Below are 17,732 nucleotides of genomic sequence, written 5' to 3'. Positions count from 1 at the left end.
TGAAGATGAAGGGAGTGAGGGTTTGATGTGTGGTAATTTTAAGTTTTTAGAGGGAAAGACAGAGTTTGAAAGTTTTGCTGCTGCCTGTTTGGAGGCGGAAAAGGGGATTATCGTGAGTCCCGCTAACTGTGCGATTTTAAGCCGTCGGGCATTGGAACTTGCTGTCAAGTGGGTGTATAGCTTCGATGAAGCTTTACGCGTTCCCTATCAAGATAATCTATCGAGTTTAATTCATGAACATTCGTTTCGGGACATTATGGATGAAGAGTTGTTCCCGTTAATTAAATATATTATTAAACTTGGAAACGTGGCGGTGCATACCAATAGCGGCATCAAACGAGAAGAGGCCGTTCTTTCACTTCATAACTTACATCAATTTATTTCTTGGATTGATTATTGCTATGCAAAAGAGTATACAGCCACGCCGTTTGATGAGTCGATTTTGTATGAGGGAAAAGAGAAGCGAACACGTCCGGAAGAATTACAAACCCTTTATGAGACGCTAAGTTCTAAAGATAAACGGTTACAAGAAATGATTAAAGAGAACGAGGCGTTACGTCAACAATTAACGGAGCGTCGAGTAGAACACGTTAAATCGTATTCGTTTGAGGTGGATCCTTTATCAGAAGAACAAACACGAAAACGTTATATTGATTTAGAGATTAAATTGGCAGGCTTTGAACTAGGTGTCGATGCCTTAGAAGAAGTTCAAGTGAGTGGGATGCCAACAACGAGTCAGTTGGGATTTGTTGACTATGTCCTTTATGGAAATAATGGAAAACCTGTGGCCGTTGTTGAAGCGAAGAAATCAACGGTTGATCCAAAAGTGGGACAACAACAAGCTAAACTTTATGCGGATTGTTTAGAACGTCAATATGGGCAACGTCCGATTATTTTCTTTACGAACGGATACGAGATTTATTTATGGGATGATGTGAACTATCCCGAACGAAAAGTGGCAGGGATTTTTACAAAAGAAAAATTACAATTAATGATTGAGCGTCGTCAAACGATAACGCCTGTCTTAAGTTCAGATATTCAAGATCACATCACGAACCGTCCGTATCAAAAAGAGGCGGTTTTACGTGTCTGTGAGGCGATTGATAAAAAACAACGAAAAATGTTACTCGTGATGGCCACAGGAACAGGGAAAACGCGAACGGCGATTTCAATGGTGGATGTGCTAACGAAACATCATTATGTGAAGAACATTTTATTTTTAGCCGATCGTACGGCACTCGTTAAACAAGCGAAAACGAATTTTAGTCAACTTCTCCCTCATTTAACCTTATGTAATCTCCTCGATCGAAAAGAAAATCCAGAGCAAGCTCGAATGATTTTTTCAACGTATCCGACGATGATGAATGCGATTGATGAGGCCAAACGAAAGGACGGGAAAAAGTTATTTACACCCGGACATTTTGATTTGATTATCGTAGATGAATCCCATCGAAGTATTTATAAAAAGTATCAAGCGATTTTTGATTATTTCGATGCGCTTTTAATTGGATTAACGGCAACGCCAAAAGATGAAATTGATAAAAATACGTATTCGATTTTTGATCTTGAAAATGGGGTACCAACGTTTGCCTACGAGCTTGAAGAGGCGGTTGAAAGTGGTTATTTAGTAAGTTATCGCGTCTATGAAATGAAATCAGCCGTCATGGAAGAAGGGATCACGTATGATCAACTATCGGAAGAAGAAAAGGAACAGTTTGATGAACTATTTGAAGCGGATGAAACGATTGAAGACACCATTGATAGTTCGGCTGTCAATCAGTGGATTTTTAATACCGATACCATTGATCTAGTGTTAACGGAATTGATGGAAAAAGGATTGCGTGTCGAGGGGGGAGACAAACTTGGAAAAAGTATTATTTTTGCCAAAAGTTCCCGGCATGCGAAGGAAATCGTGAATCGCTTTAATCAGCTCTATCCTGAATATGGTGGTGATTTTGCCCGAGTCATTGATTACAGTACGAAGTATGTTGAGACGCTGATTGATGATTTTAGCGAGGCGAAAAAGTATCCGCAAATTGCTGTTTCCGTTGATATGTTAGACACGGGAATTGATATTCCAGAAGTCTTAAACCTTGTCTTCTTTAAAAAGGTGCGTTCTAAATCGAAGTTTCATCAAATGATTGGACGAGGAACGCGCCTGTGCAAAGATTTACTAGGCGTAAATCAAGATAAGGAGGAGTTTTTAATTTTTGATTTTTGTCGTAATTTTGAATTTTTCCGTTTGAATCCTCAAGGAATGGAGACAAAGATTACGGCGTCTTTAACGGAAAAAACATTTAATTTAAAAATGGAGATCATGAAAGAACTTCAAGATTTAGCATATCAAGAAGCTCCCTATATGAACTATCGTCAAGCGTTACTTGCAGATGTTTTAGAAGATATTTCATCATTAAATGAAGACAGTTTTCGGGTAAAAATGAAGTTAACGTTTGTCGATAAATATAAACAAGAAGCGTCGTGGCAACATCTTGGGGCGGTGGCTGTCAATGAAATAAAATCGCATATTTCTCCGTTAATTATGCCGAAAAAAGAAGATGAACTTGCTAAACAGTTTGATTATACGATGTATTTAATTGAATTGGCGTACTTACAACATCAAAAACCAACGCGAGCCGTGCAGGTCGTTGTCAAGACGGCGGAATCGTTAGCTAAACTTGGAACGATTGCACAAGTGGTGGCGCATAAGGATATGATTGAACGATTACAAACCGAACAATTTTGGGATGAGGCCTCGATCTTTGAGTTGGAGCATGTTCGACAAGCGCTAAGAGATTTAGTGAAGTTAATTGAGCGGCAAACACAAGTGATTTATACGACGTCTTTTTCTGATGAAATTATTGAGATGGAGGAAACAGGCCCGATTTACGGGGGAAATGATTTGAAAAATTATCGTAAAAAGGTGGAACATTATTTACATGAACACCGAGATGAACTTGCGATTTATAAGTTACGCCATAATAAATCTTTAACGGTTCAAGATATTCAAACGTTAGAGACACTTATGTGGACGCAACTTGGAACAAAGGAAGAGTACCAAAAAGAATTTGGTCAAACGCCTGTGACAAAGTTAGTTAGACAACTGGTGGGGATGGATAAAGAAGCAGCCCAGGAAATTTTTTCTGAATTTTTAAGTGATCAATCCCTCAATGTCAATCAACTCAAGTTTATTCAATTACTGATCGATTATATCGCCGCCAATGGTTTTGTTGAAAATAACCAAGTATTAACCGAAGATCCATTTAGGAGTGTGGGAAGTATCCTTGATTTATTCGATTTTAGTCAAGCTCAAAAAATTATTGCACATTTAAATGAAATCAAAGCGACCATTGATGTGGCTTAAAAAGCGCCTTAAAAGGCGCTTTTTTTTCGGTCATCTGTCCATTTTTTTGAAATTAGCCTCTTCTTTTATGATAAATTTGATGCGACTTTTTTAGAGTATTAATTCTATAAACAATTAACTTAAAAATTTAAAAATTAGATACTTCTCTAATAAACTGTTTTGATGGTGAAAAATTCAGGAATGAATTTAAAAATAAAAGGTTAAACTATAGGGGAAGAGAAGTTAGATTTGAATACTCAATGAAGTACGTGATAGATAAAAAGTCTATTTTCTTTTTTAGGTGGTGAAGAATTTGAAGGGAAGTCAGCGGATAAATGAAATTTTTATAAATAATAGAAGATTTTCTTCTCTCTTTGCCAAATGAGGGAGGAATATGAAAAAAATTAGTGCTTTAAATTATTTGCTTATGGTATGATAGAAAAGAATAAATACAAATGTAGAAAATGAAGGAGTAATATATATGTCAGAAAAGCACGTTTATTCGTTTGAATTAGCGGGACGTCCATTGACATTTGAAATGGGTGAGTTAGCAAAACAGGCGAATGCTTCGGTTTTAGTTCGTTATGGAGATACAGTTGTATTAACGGCAGCAGTAGCATCAAAAGAACCAAAAGATATTGATTTTTTTCCATTAACAATTGGATATGAGGAACGTCTTTATGCAGTTGGGAAAGTTCCTGGCGGATTTATTAAGCGTGAAGGACGTCCAAGTGAACATGCAATTTTAGCGGGACGTTTAATTGACCGTCCAATTCGTCCATTATTCCCAGACGGATTTAGAAATGATGTACAAGTCATTAACTATGTAATGAGTGTTGATCACGATAACTCACCAGAGATTGCAGCGATGATCGGATCATCATTGGCCTTATCTATTTCAGATATTCCATTTGAAGGTCCTATCGCTGGAGTGGTTGTTGGACGTATTAATGGAGAGTTCGTATTAAATCCAACGGTTGAACAATTAGAACAATCGGATATTGATTTAACGGTAGCGGGAACAAAAGATGCGGTGAACATGGTGGAAGCAGGAGCAAAAGAGGTTCCTGAAGAAGTGATGTTAGAAGCAATCATGTTTGGGCATGACGCGATCAAAGAAATCATTCGTTTCCAAGAGCAAATTGTTGCGGAAATTGGAAAAGAAAAGATGGAATTAAATTTATACGAAATTGATCCAACGATTAATACACGTGTTCATGAAATGGCTGAAGCTGATATGTTAAAGGCGATTCAAGTGGTTGAAAAACATGCTCGTCAAGAAGCAATTGATGCCGTAAACGCGCGTGTCATCGATGTATTTGAACAAGAAGAGGTAACCGAAAAGGAACTTAAACAAGTTAAAGAGGTTTTAAATAAAATTGTGAAGGAAGAAGTGCGTCGTTTAATTACAGATGAAAAAGTACGACCTGATGGACGCCAAATTGACGAAATTCGTCCACTTTCATCACGCGTTGATTTATTACCAAGAACACATGGGTCGGCTTTATTCACACGTGGGCAAACACAGGCCTTATCAATCTGTACGCTTGGGGCATTAAATGAACATCAAATGTTAGATGGGCTAGAAGTCGAAGAAACTAAACGCTTTATGCACCATTATAATTTCCCACCATTCTCTGTTGGAGAGACAGGGCGTTATGGGGCACCGGGACGTCGCGAAGTTGGACATGGGGCCCTTGGAGAGCGTGCGCTTAAACAAGTGATGCCATCTGCAAAAGATTTCCCATATACTGTTCGTTTAGTTTCTGAGGTTTTAGAATCAAACGGATCAACATCACAAGCATCGATTTGTGCATCGACCATGGCATTAATGGCAGCTGGAGTTCCAATTAAGGCGCCTGTTGCTGGAATTGCAATGGGACTTGTTAAAAAAGGCGATAACTATACGGTTTTAACAGATATTCAAGGGATGGAAGATCATTTAGGAGATATGGACTTCAAAGTAGCCGGAACAGCTCAGGGGGTTACGGCTTTACAAATGGATATTAAGATTGAAGGGTTAAGTCGTGAGATTTTAGAAGAGGCTCTACAACAGGCCAAAGTAGGACGCATGCAAATTTTAAATCATATGTTAAGTACGATTTCAAGCACACGTGAGGACTTATCAGCTTATGCGCCAAAAATTAAGGTAATGACAATTAAGGTTGAGAAAATTCGCGATGTCATTGGACCTGGTGGAAAACAAATTAACGAGATTATCGATAAAACAGGAGTTAAGATTGATATTGAGCAAGATGGAACAGTTTATATCTTGCACGATAAAACGGAAAACATTAATCAGGCGATGGCAATGATTGAAGATATTGTCCGCGAAGTTGAAATTGGAAAAATCTATTTAGGTAAAGTTGTTCGTATTGAAAAGTTCGGAGCATTTGTTGAAATATTCCCTGGTCAAGATGGACTGGTTCATATTTCTCAATTAGCAGAAGAACGTGTAGCGAAAACAGAAGATGTTGTTAATATTGGGGACCAAATTTACGTAAAAGTGACTGAGGTAGATGATCGTGGTCGTGTAAATTTATCACGTAAGGAAGCAATGAAAGAACAACAAGCAAAATAATAAAAGGACTCGCATATTTGCGAGTTTTTTTATTTTCTGGAAAGCAACTTTGTAAAATACGAATATATGGTAGAAATTATTAAAAAAATGTATAAATCATACATGAGTGTGGCAAACTGATAAGGATTAAATCGTATGAGTAGAGGTGACCGCTGTGAAGCAAAAAGTAGGAGCTGTGTTTGGGATTATTGCTTATATCACGCTTTTAATTGGGATGAACTTCTATCCCAAGTCATACCCAGTTTCAAATATGAATGATGACATTCACCAACAGTTAGTTCATTATATGGAAACTCATCGCGTCGAACCGAGTGAACCACGTATTGATAGTGTGTGGGGATTTGTACCCGGTCTACAAGGATCAGAAATTGATTATGAGTTATCTTATAATAATATGCTATTAAATGGAAGTTTCGATCCGTCGTTATTAGTTTGTCGTGCCATCAATTATGAAAAAAGCCCTGAAGAGTTTCGAGAGACCCCAATTTATAAGGGGAATGAGAATGGAGACTATGTCTCTCTTTTGATAAATGTGGCTTGGGGGGAGGAAGAGTTAGATAAAATGTTAAACATCTTAGATCGTTTAGGTGTTCGGGCAACCTTTTTCTTTGAGGGACGATACGCTGAAAATCATAAAAATCAGGTTCAAAAAATACACGAAGATGGGCATGTTATCGGTAACCATTCCTACTCACATCCATCACGTTGGGGTAGTTTTACTTATGAGCAATATGTAGATGAAATAAAAAAAACAAATGATGTATTGAAGTCAATTATTAATGAACCCATTACTTATTTTGCCCCTCCAGCAGGAGAATTTAATGATCGAACATTAAAGGCGGCTTATGATCAGGGAATGTATTCGATTATGTGGACGGCAGATACCATAGATTGGAAAGGTGGAACAGCCGATGTTTTAATTAATCGGGTTATGAAAAAACTACAACCAGGTGCTCTTATTCTCATGCATCCTAAACCTGAAACGGTTATTGCTTTAGAACCGATGATTAATCAATTAAAAGAAAAAGGGTATGAATTTAAAACCATTGATGAAATAGTAGAGGGGACCCGTCCGGAATGTCGATAGAAAGTAAGATTCATGGTTTAAAACCTGATATATGATAGTAAATATTTTTTGAATATGGTGACTAAAAAGGCTAATGCAAGTAAGCATTAGCCTTTTTAGTCATGACAAAGTTAACTAAATAAGCCGAAGTCCTAGGGCAAATTTATAGGGTGAAGTGATAAATACTTATTTTGTTTAGATAAGTTTTCCGTGCCGCTCTGATACGAAATTAAGATTATCTATTTTTGTGATGAATGAGTTCTTTATAGTGAGGGGGAGCCAAGTTGCAACTGTTAGTTTAGGAAGTTATGTGGTAGTTTTTCATGGTGTGCTAAATGCCGGATAGATAGGGAGGTATATCAGAACTGCTATTGTTTGCTAGTATTGAGTTGTTCTTTTGATCAGACATTAAAACTCGTAGAAAAAGTCAATCTCGACGCTTTTTCTACGAGTTTTATCTTGCTGAAAAATATGAACTCTCGTTAATTAAGTGTAGGAATGCGGGATAGAGATAAGTTCATTAAAGGTTTTCGTAGGAAAAAATTAGCTCGATCATCGGCTCCTGTTTACAGACTAAAGGAGAGTGGATGAGGGAGAAAAATCCACCTAACGCTACGTAATATAAGAGTTCTCAAATGTCAACGAGTTATTAAGACATTGTTGATAATATTGTCACGACTTGATTTCTCCCGTCATAAAATACTATGTAACTACAGAGAAGGTAGGTGATCATTATGATTTTAATCATAAATAATGATAAACGGATGAATTATTTATCTGAATATATTCGTGATAGCGGGATGGATTTGATTCAATATCATCTGGATTCTTCAAGCTTTGATTTTCATATTTTAAAAGAAACACATTATCTTATTTTACCGTTCGGTGGCATTGCAGAGGATGGTAGAATTGCGAATACCCATTTATATTTAACAGAGGATGTTTTACGGCATTTGCCTGAAGATTGTGTTATCTTAACCCCCATTCGCTATCCAAAATTATTGAAATTGCTAGAAGTTGTGCCAAGAAAATATGAAGTGATTTTCGACCATGATGAAGTCGCAATTTATAATTCGATTCCAACAGCGGAAGGTGTGATATATCATATTATAAAAAACACAGATATTACGATTCATCAGGCAGAGATTTTAGTTATTGGTTCAGGGCGAATAGCGATGACTATTGCACGGGACTTAAAGGCATTGGGTGCATATGTTAGCGTGACTTTTAGAAAGAAAAAAGACGAGGCACGATTATTTGAAATGGGATTAAATCCAATTCATATTGATTTGATGAGAAGTGATTTACATCATTATGATGTCATTGTAAATACAGTTCCTTTTATGATGCTAGATGAGCAGGATTTAACTCAAGTGAGACGCGACTGCTACGTTCTAGACGTGAGTAGTAAGCCGGGAGGTGTTAACTTTAAGAAAGCTGAAGAATTGGGAATCCAATCGGAATTAGCATTGTCTTTACCAAGTATTATTGCGCCTAAGACGGCAGCTTATTATTTATTCCGCTTTGTTAGAGATTACATTGCCTCAAGTGAAAAGAAAGGGGGATTGTGATGGACCAACGAGGATATCGTGTTGCAATTGTCGGGGCAAGCGGCGAGGTAGGACGCAACATGATAGAGACATTAGATCGTTATCCTATCCCAGTTTCTTCTTTGCGATTATTAGCGTCTAAACGTTCAGCAGGAAAAGTGTATTCCTTCAGAAATAGTAATGTTGTGATTGAGGAATTAACGGAAAATTCGTTTGATGATATTGACCTTGCCTTTTTTAGTGCCGGAGGAAGTGTATCGTTAAAATACGCTCCGATTGCTGTCTCAAAAGGTGCTGTTGTGATTGATAATACGAGTGCCTTTCGAATGGACCCAGAGATTCCTTTAGTTGTACCCGAAGTGAACGCTCATATTTTATCAAAGGAAACAAGATTAATTGCTAATCCCAATTGTTCGACGATTCAACTTGTGGTCGCATTAAAACCGTTAAGAGATAGATACGGAATTGAGTCAGTGAATGTTTCTACCTATCAGGCTATTTCGGGAGCGGGAGCGAAGGCATTGTATGAGTATGATGCAGAGTTAACAGACGAGAATCATCTACCACAAATTTTACCGACTCGCTCAGATGAGATTTATTATAAAATTGCGCATAATGTGATTCCGCAAATAGATGTGTTTATGGAATCAGGTTATACGAAAGAGGAAATCAAGATGATTAACGAAACACAAAAAATATTAAACGATGATGGGATAAAGGTAAATGCCACCTGTGTTCGCGTTCCAGTTCGCTATGGTCATAGTATTTCAACTACGGTTAAGTTGAAGTCACCTGTGAGTACGCGAATGGAAATTATTGATTTATTTGAACAGTGTGAAGATGTAGTTTTACGGGATGATATTTCACATCAAACCTACCCAATGCCTTTATATTTACAGCATCGTGATGAGGTATTTGTAGGGCGTATCCGAAAGGATTTGTTCGAGGAGCAGGTGATTCATTTTTGGATCGTTGCGGATAACATTCTTAAAGGAGCCGCCCTAAATAGTGTACAGATTGCGTATTATATGCATCAGAACGGATTGTTAGGTGATTAAAATGGATATTGTAGTGATGAAATTCGGTGGAACTTCGGTAAGAGATCAGGCAATGAGATACCAAGCATTTAGACATATTCGACGTGAAGTGAGTGCAGGGTATAAAGTCGTTGTTGTTGTATCAGCAATGGGAAGACATGGCGAACCCTATGCGACGGATTCATTGAAAGAATTAGTGACTTATCATGTGTCTAAACGGGAGTATGATCGACTTCTTTCATGCGGAGAAATTCTTTCAAGCATTGTCATGTCGGACTTTTTGCAACAGCAAGGATTAAAGGTGACTTCGCTGGCCCCAAGTGAGGTTGGAATTAAAACAGATACTAACTATACTAATGCAAACATCATTACGGTTGAGATAGATAAAATGATGGATTTGTTTAATGATTATGATGTGTTAGTGGCTCCCGGTTTTTTAGGTACAACAGAGGATGGAAGTATTACAACACTAGGACGTGGAGGAAGTGATACATCGGCTGTTGCTTTAGGTGGGGCTTTAAAGGCAACTTACGTTGATATTTATTCTGACGTTGAGGGAGTCATGACAGCGGATCCTAAGTTAGTAAAAAATGCGAGAGTTTTGGAAAAAATAAGTTACGATAGCTTAATTGCTTTAGCTGCCCGGGGGGCAAAGGTTATTCATTTAAAAGCAATTGAATTAGCGAAAAAGAACCATGTAAACTTACGGCTACGTTCGACAAGTGCAGATCATATTGGGACATATGTTGTTGATGAGGAAGTAACAACACTAAGTTTAACTTATAAGGCTGGATATACAAGATATGAAATTTTTGGTGTTGTTCGTCCTATTGAGTGTCATGAACTAGTTAAACACGGAGAGTATTGGTATGCACAAACCTATGATGAGGAAGCCGTTGAAAAGTATTTAAAAGACGAAGGGCTTTCGTACGAAAAGCATGGAAATTATGTTCAGGTAAGTTGGATGAATCAGCAAAGAACACCTATGGAACTAACATTTTATGTTGACGCATTAAAACTTGAAGAGACATTGAATTTTTTACATTATAATTTAATTTAAAAAGAAGGATGTGAGAGTTATGAATAGTTTTGGGCCAGTTATGACTGCGATGGTAACCCCATTTAATGAAAATAATCAACTAAATATTAGTAGCTTAAGACGGTTAATTTTACATCTTCTAAAACACGGATCAACAAGCTTAGTCGTTACAGGAACAACAGGAGAGGCCCCAACACTAACAGCGATTGAACGGTTACGGGTTTGGGAAACAGCCGTTGATTTTGCGGGAGGAACCATCCCTATTATCGTGGGTGTGGGAACGAATAATACAAAAACAACCATTCATAATGTTAAGTTAGCCGAGGAAGTGGGGGCTGATGCTGTATTAGTTGTGACTCCCTATTATAATAAGCCAAATCAGCTAGGTCTTTTAACGCATTTTAAGGCAATTGCCGAATCAACAGATTTACCTATTTTCTTATACAATATTCCCTCTCGAACAGGAGTTAGTCTATCGCTAGAAACAATTTTGGAGTTAGCGGAAATAAAAAATATTGTAGGAATTAAAGATTCGAGTGGTGATTTGGAACTACTAAAAGCATTAAAGGAAAAGGCACCAGAAGATTTTCTATTATATAGCGGGGATGATTCGAACTATTTAAATGCCTTGAAGTTGGGGTGCGATGGTGTTATTTCAGTTGCCTCTCATGTTGCAGGATTACAAATGAATAAAATTTATCAGTTATATAACAATGGTCAAAAAGAGGAGGCGGAAGCGTTGAATGAAAAACTTGATCCCCTTTATCGGGGGTTATTTACGACCACCAATCCAATTCCGGTTAAAGCCATGTTAAATCAACTTGGTATGGAAGTAGGTGGGCTTCGACTTCCACTAGTTGAGATGAATCAGTTTGAAAGCCAGGCACTGTTTGAGCAACTAAGTCCACTGTTCGACGAATAGACATTAAGAAAAAACATCTGAGTAAAGCAGATGTTTTTTTGCTTTTAATTTAGCTGCCGTTTTTCGGTAAAAAAATATTCTAACACTTGTCGTCTTTCAATGGATGTACTATAATAAAGGTAGAAGATAAACATTTTCGGTTTGATATAAATGAGGGACAGGGTCTTTATTTTAAGATTAAAAATTGTTATAGTGTATCTTTTTTTTATGTCGTTAATAAATTAAATGAATTCTTAATTTAAACTTTTAATTTTACAAATTCGTAATGGTTGATGAAATAATCGTCATTATTTTTTAAAAAATGGAGCAAGTTAAAAGAGACGGTATGATCTTAATTACTAAATAAAGATAGACAGAATAAAACTAGTCGTTCTTGCCAATAACTTTAAGAGTAGAGTTGTTGGTTTTAAGGTCTGAAAAATTCAAAACTAATAGATATGAAAATGTTTAATTAAAGATGAGGTTTATGCGACGTAGTGAGAGAAAACTTCCCTTTTATTACATGGATATGAAAATGATAGAATTGTTTACAATGATTAAATAAAAGAGGTTACAGTAGATGTTTTTAGTTGAATTTTAAATTAAAGGAGGTGGGTCGTTGTCAACTGAGGTAACCTATGAAATAGTAAGTTGTTTCATATCATTGACAGCGATGAGAATGTGGCATCAATAGTAGAACAAAAAATTAAAATTTTTGCATTAGGTGGGCTTGATGAAAACGGAAAAAACTTATACGTTGTAGAAGTAAATGATAAAATTTTCATTTTAGATGCAGGCTTAAAATACCCAACAGAGGACTTATTAGGAGTAGATGCAGTTATTCCTGATTTTACCTATTTAAAAGAGAATGCATCTCGCGTGCAAGGAGTGTTTTTATCACATGGTCATGAGGATCACATAGGAGCTATTCCACAACTTTTAAGCGTGATTAACGTTCCTGTTTACGGAACTCGATTAACGATGTCATTAGTAGAAGATGCATTAACGGAAAATGGATTAGACTATAAACAATATAAGCTTTATAAAATTCGTGAGAATAATGAGCTGTTCTTTGGGGAAATTAAAGTTACTTTCTTTAAAACGACTCATAGCATTCCTGATTCGGTCGCTATTTGTATTCATACAACGGATGGGGTCATTGTTTATACCTCTGATTTTACTTTTGATCAAAATGCAAAAGGACGTTATCAAACAAATTATGCTAAAATTTCTGAAATTTCAAAAGAAGGCGTTTTATGTTTACTTTCGGAGAGTATTAATGCGGATAAATCAGGTTATACTGGAGCGGGATCGGCGCTTCAATATGAGTTGGATGAGGCATTTTCACGTGCTAATGGACGTATTATTTGTTCGTTATATTCGTCTGACCTTTATCGCATTCAGTTAGTCATTGATTTAGCTGTTCAATATAAACGTAAAATTGCTATTATTGGGCGTAAAATGCAGCGTATCGTCGATATTGCAGTGAAATTAGGATATTTACGTATTCCAAAATCAATGTTAATGAACCTGTTATATATTGATGAAAAAAACGATAATAATCTTTCAAACTTAGTGGTGTTAACAACAGGAAATCGTCATGAGCCATTCAATTCATTAACGAGAATGGCCAAACACCAAGATCGATTAATTCATATTGAAAAAACGGATATGGTGATTGTGGCTACACCTCCAATTCCGGGGAATGAAGTAAAGGCTGCCCGAACAATTGATATGCTTTATCGCACAGGGGCACAGGTGTTTGTTGTTAATAAGAATTTGTTACCTTCGTCTCATGCAAGTAGTGAAGATTTGAAGTTAATGATGAATTTATTAAAACCGCAATATGTGATGCCTGTTATTGGTGAGTATCGCAATTTAGTTGCTCATGCTAAGGTAGCAGAACAAATGGGGTATCGTCCTGAAAATATTATTTTATTAGATAATGGTGATGTTGTTGAATTTCAACAACGTGAATTGGTCAATCATACCGAGCATATTCAAATCGATCAGGTGTTGGTAGACGGCTTGGGTGTTGGTGACATTGGAAGTGTTGTCTTACGCGATCGTCAATTGATGGCGAATGATGGAATTATCGTTGTTATTGCGAATTTAAATAAAAATACGAAGGCTATTGTAGCGGGACCTCAGATTGTGAGCAAAGGATTTGTTTATGAAAAAGGGAACGAGGAACTTTATAAATTACTCGACGAATTAGTTCGTCAGATTATTGGGCAGTTTGTGACAGAACAGTATGTAAATTGGCAGGGGTTAAGACAGGAGCTACGAGATAAAGTAGGAAAGTTACTTTTCAATAAAACGAAACGTAAACCGATTATTATTCCAATTGTGGAAGAGTTTAATCTATAGAGAAAACTACCTTTCGATAAGAAAGGTAGTTTTTTTGTTATAGTTATGGAATGAGCATGAAAAAAGTTAAATTTTATGAGATAATAGAAGCAGTTTTTAAAGATGAAATGATTGAGGTAAGAGTATGGCAAGGAAAGAACGTAAAAAGAAAGTTAAATTAACAGGAATAGGGTATGAATTAGTTGGTATATTACTCGTCTTACTATCCATTTTAATGATTGGCCAACTAGGTATTATTGGGACTTTTTTGAAAAAATTAGGATTATTTTTAGTTGGAGAGTTTTTTTGGGTACTTACAATTGCGATGATAATTTATGGGTGGCGTTTTATTGTAAAACGACAAAGCCCTGGTCCGTTTAACTCGAAGCAAATAGGATGGGGATTAGTTTTCGTTTCGTTAATCGTTTTTAGTCATCTGCCGGTATACCGTGAATTTAAGGCGCATAATATTCCCATTCTTGAAGGGATGTTAAAATACTATTTTTCAAATGATATTTTAAATAATTCTTTTACGGCAGGAGGAGGATTGGCGGGTGCGATTATTTACGGATTACTTGTTCCTTTAGTCACAACAAATGGTCTGTATATTGTATCGTTATTTGTTCTTTGCTATGGAACATTACTGATTTTTGATTTAACAGTGAAAGATTTTTATGAAAAGGCCCGCGATTATCAGATGAAGCAACGTCAAAGTGTTCGACATAAAAAGCGTGTGCCAACAACAAGTAGAGAGCGTGTGAGGAAAACAGATGCAACGACTCACGAACCTGTAGTGACACTACTTAATGAAAGTGTGGATGAGGAGGAACTGTTAGAAGTTGAGGAAACAGACGAAGAGGAACATATTGAGGAAGAAGAGTTTAAAATTAAAGAGTTTGATAAACACCAACCTTTAGTTGAACAAGAACCTATTCTTGAGACGGAAATACAAGTGTTAAAAGATGAGAATTATGTTCTTCCTCCTTTGGATCTACTTGTTGATTACCAACAGACTAATCATTCACAAAGATTGTTGGTGAGTGCTAAATCACAGGCGAGAAAACTAGAGGATACTTTTAAAAATTTTGACGTAAAGGCTAAGGTGCAGGAAGTTCATATTGGTCCTTCGGTTACACGATTTGAAATTCTACCTAATGTTGGCGTTAAAGTTAGTAAAATTTTAAATTTGACGGATGATATTGCACTTGCATTAGCCGCAAAAGGTATTCGAATTGAAGCGCCGATACCGGGAAAATCAGCGATTGGAATTGAAGTTCCTAATCCTAAACAAACGTTGGTAACATTCAAAGAAATTGTTAAAGAGGTTCCGCATAAACAGCAAAAGGAAAAATTATTGATGGTCCTTGGGAGAGATATTTCTGGAAAGACTGTTTATTCTCCATTAAATAAAATGCCTCACTTACTGGTTGCGGGAGCAACGGGATCTGGAAAATCAGTCTGCATCAATACTATTATTTGTAGTATCCTGATGCGCTCTACACCTAACGAGGCAAAGATGTTAATGATTGATCCTAAGAAAGTTGAGTTAAATGGCTATAATGGGATTCCCCATTTATTAGCCCCTGTTGTTACGGACCCACGCTTAGCCTCACTTGCACTTAAGAAGGTTGTTTCAGAGATGGAGTATCGTTACGAGCTATTTAGCGAGAGCGGAACACGTAATATCGAAAGTTATAATGAATATGTAAGAAGTTACAATGAGGGAGAAGGTGGGACTAAAGTGCCTTTACCATTTATTGTTGTTATTATTGATGAGTTAGCTGATTTGATGATGGTGGCGTCAAAAGAGGTTGAAGAATGCATCATGCGTTTAACACAGATGGCGCGTGCAGCTGGGATTCATTTAATCATTGCAACACAACGTCCATCGGTTGATGTTATTACTGGGGTTATCAAGGCTAATATTCCTTCTCGAATTGCTTTTGGAGTGTCCTCGGCAGTTGATTCACGTACCATTATCGATATGCCAGGTGCTGAAAAATTACTTGGGAAAGGGGATATGTTATTTCTACCGATGGGAGCCTCTAATCCGACTCGTGTTCAAGGAGCATTTATTTCGGATGAAGAGGTTATTCGCATTGTTGATTTTATTAAGTCACAGGTTGCTGTAGACGAGGTAAAACAAGATTTCTTAGAGAATATTGAACAGATTCAAAATGAGGCTCAAAATTTAGAGGATCCGTTGATGCGAGAGGTTTTAGCGTATATTATTGAAACGAAGAAGGTATCTGCTTCACTTCTTCAACGGCGATTTAGGATTGGTTATAACCGGGCAGCACGAATTGTGGAAGATCTAGAGATGAGTGGTTTAATTGGTCCGAGTGAGGGAAGCAAGCCACGGGAGGTTTTAATGACCGAAACTCAATATCACGAGATGATTACAAATCTATAGTGTATTATTCAAAGAAGAGGGATTTGTTAAAGTCCAAACGAGGAAATAATTCTTTTAAAATTGATTTGATTTTCTTATAAAAAATAATAAAATTTCTAATAATATAAATAATCAATAAGAGTAATGAAAAATAAAAAAGTAAATATTCGATAAATATTTACAAAATCTCCTCTTTTTGATAGACTTATTCAAGGAATTTTAGAACTAGGAGGATCATTATGAGAAAATTTACATCAATGTTCGTGATAATAATGGTTGCTGTAGCGATGTTAACAGCTTGCCAAAAAGATAAGGGGGAATCAGGTTCAACGACGGAAACAACTCAAGAGAAGTTTAAAGTTGGGATGATGATTGACTCAGGAACGATTGACGATAAGTCATTTAACCAAGGAACTTGGGAAGGAATTAAGGCATATATGAAGGACCATAAAGGGGTTAAGGGACAACATGTTCAACCTAGTGGTGAAACGACAGCGGATTATTTAAGTGCAGCAGATAATTTAATGATGGCTGGAAATAATGTCATCGTTGCACCTGGATTTAAATTCGAGGAGGCAATTACAGAGCTTCAAACCGCTAATCCAGATGTTTCTTTTGTTATTTTAGAAGGGGAACCTAAACCTCTTGGAGAAAACACATTATCTATTTTCTTCGCAGAGCAAGAAGCAGGATTTTTATCAGGAGTAGCGGCAGCGTTACAATCACAAACAGGTAAAGTAGGGTTTATCGGTGGGATGCAAATTCCAGCTGTTGAACGTTTTGGTTGGGGATATGTAGCGGGTGTTGCTTATGCAAATGCAACATTTGGAACAAATGTTGAAGTAGCTGACTATCAATATCAAGGAACTTTCCACGACGTTCAAGGTGGACAAATGATGGCCGGTGGAATGTATGATAAAGGAATTGATATCATCTTCTCAGCAGCAGCGGCAGTTGGAAATGGTGTTATTAATGAGGCGAAGGCTCGTACAGAAAATGGTGAAAATGTTTATGTTATTGGTGTAGACGTTGATCAATATGACGAAGGATTAATGAGTGACGGACACTCTGTTGTATTAACTTCAGCAATTAAACAGGTCGGAACTGCCGTATATGATGCTTTAAAAGCATATGGTGAAGGAAAATTCCCTGGTGGACAAATCATCACAATGGATGCTAAAACAGATGGAATTGGATTACCAGAAAAAAATCCTAATTTAAGTACAGAAACACAAGAAAAAGTAGACCAAGTTTTAGCGCAAATTAAAACGGAAGAAATTATTGTTCCAGCGACTGCAGATGCTTTAGAATCTTATTTATCTGAAGTTGGATATGATGCAAGTACAATTAATTATAAATAATTAAAACCTTTAAAAAGTGATACCTAAAATGTTGGGTATCGCTTTTTTTGGCTATATATTGGGGAAAGTAAATAGAAATAGAGAAAATTGTCTTTTTCTATAAAAAAATACAGTTA

At 36.7% G+C, this 17,732-nt stretch carries 10 protein-coding genes; all 10 read left to right on the top strand.

What is annotated here, in order from left to right:
• The first annotated feature begins 25 nt into the window (after positions 1 to 25).
• The 10 genes from AACH31_RS06135 to AACH31_RS06090 all read left to right on the top strand — a co-directional run bounded on the left by AACH31_RS06135 (position 26) and on the right by AACH31_RS06090 (position 17,616).
• The gene (locus tag AACH31_RS06135) at positions 26 to 3,361 is read left to right on the top strand and encodes a DEAD/DEAH box helicase family protein (RefSeq protein WP_161831868.1); all 3,336 of its coding nucleotides are present in this window, start codon (positions 26 to 28) and stop codon (positions 3,359 to 3,361) included.
• 460 nt (positions 3,362 to 3,821) lie between these two features.
• Entirely contained in the window at positions 3,822 to 5,921 is a 2,100-nt protein-coding gene (pnp, locus tag AACH31_RS06130) for a polyribonucleotide nucleotidyltransferase (RefSeq protein ID WP_338617226.1), read from the top strand.
• A gap of 154 nt (positions 5,922 to 6,075) precedes the next feature.
• A complete protein-coding gene (locus AACH31_RS06125) occupies positions 6,076 to 7,008 on the top strand; it encodes a polysaccharide deacetylase family protein (RefSeq protein WP_161831866.1) in 933 nt (310 codons plus the stop codon).
• 713 nt (positions 7,009 to 7,721) lie between these two features.
• Positions 7,722 to 8,558 (top strand): dipicolinate synthase, encoded by an 837-nt coding sequence (locus tag AACH31_RS06120; protein WP_338507352.1) that lies wholly within the window; start codon positions 7,722 to 7,724, stop codon positions 8,556 to 8,558.
• Positions 8,558 to 9,595 carry an aspartate-semialdehyde dehydrogenase gene (locus AACH31_RS06115; RefSeq protein ID WP_161831864.1) on the top strand — a complete coding sequence of 346 codons (1,038 nt, stop codon included), beginning with the start codon at positions 8,558 to 8,560 and terminating at the stop codon, positions 9,593 to 9,595. The genes AACH31_RS06120 and AACH31_RS06115 overlap by 1 nt, the downstream gene beginning before the upstream one ends.
• A 1-nt stretch (position 9,596) precedes the next feature.
• A complete protein-coding gene (locus AACH31_RS06110) occupies positions 9,597 to 10,634 on the top strand; it encodes an aspartate kinase (protein ID WP_338617223.1) in 1,038 nt (345 codons plus the stop codon).
• A 19-nt stretch (positions 10,635 to 10,653) separates the two neighbouring features.
• The gene (dapA, locus tag AACH31_RS06105; RefSeq protein WP_338617221.1) at positions 10,654 to 11,535 is read left to right on the top strand and encodes a 4-hydroxy-tetrahydrodipicolinate synthase; all 882 of its coding nucleotides are present in this window, start codon (positions 10,654 to 10,656) and stop codon (positions 11,533 to 11,535) included.
• 660 nt (positions 11,536 to 12,195) lie between these two features.
• Entirely contained in the window at positions 12,196 to 13,884 is a 1,689-nt protein-coding gene (locus tag AACH31_RS06100) for a ribonuclease J (protein WP_262953743.1), read from the top strand.
• A 124-nt stretch (positions 13,885 to 14,008) separates the two neighbouring features.
• Positions 14,009 to 16,276: an FtsK/SpoIIIE family DNA translocase gene (locus AACH31_RS06095; protein WP_338617217.1), complete on the top strand. Its 2,268-nt coding sequence runs from the start codon at positions 14,009 to 14,011 to the stop codon at positions 16,274 to 16,276.
• A 218-nt stretch (positions 16,277 to 16,494) separates the two neighbouring features.
• The gene (locus AACH31_RS06090; RefSeq protein WP_338617215.1) at positions 16,495 to 17,616 is read left to right on the top strand and encodes a BMP family lipoprotein; all 1,122 of its coding nucleotides are present in this window, start codon (positions 16,495 to 16,497) and stop codon (positions 17,614 to 17,616) included.
• Positions 17,617 to 17,732 lie beyond the last annotated feature (116 nt).

This window comes from Turicibacter faecis (assembly GCF_037076425.1).
Classification (GTDB): Bacteria; Bacillota_I; Bacilli_A; order MOL361; family Turicibacteraceae; genus Turicibacter; species Turicibacter faecis.
The sequence above is the reverse complement of the archived record's forward strand: the minus strand, read 5'-3'. Positions and strand labels throughout refer to the sequence as shown.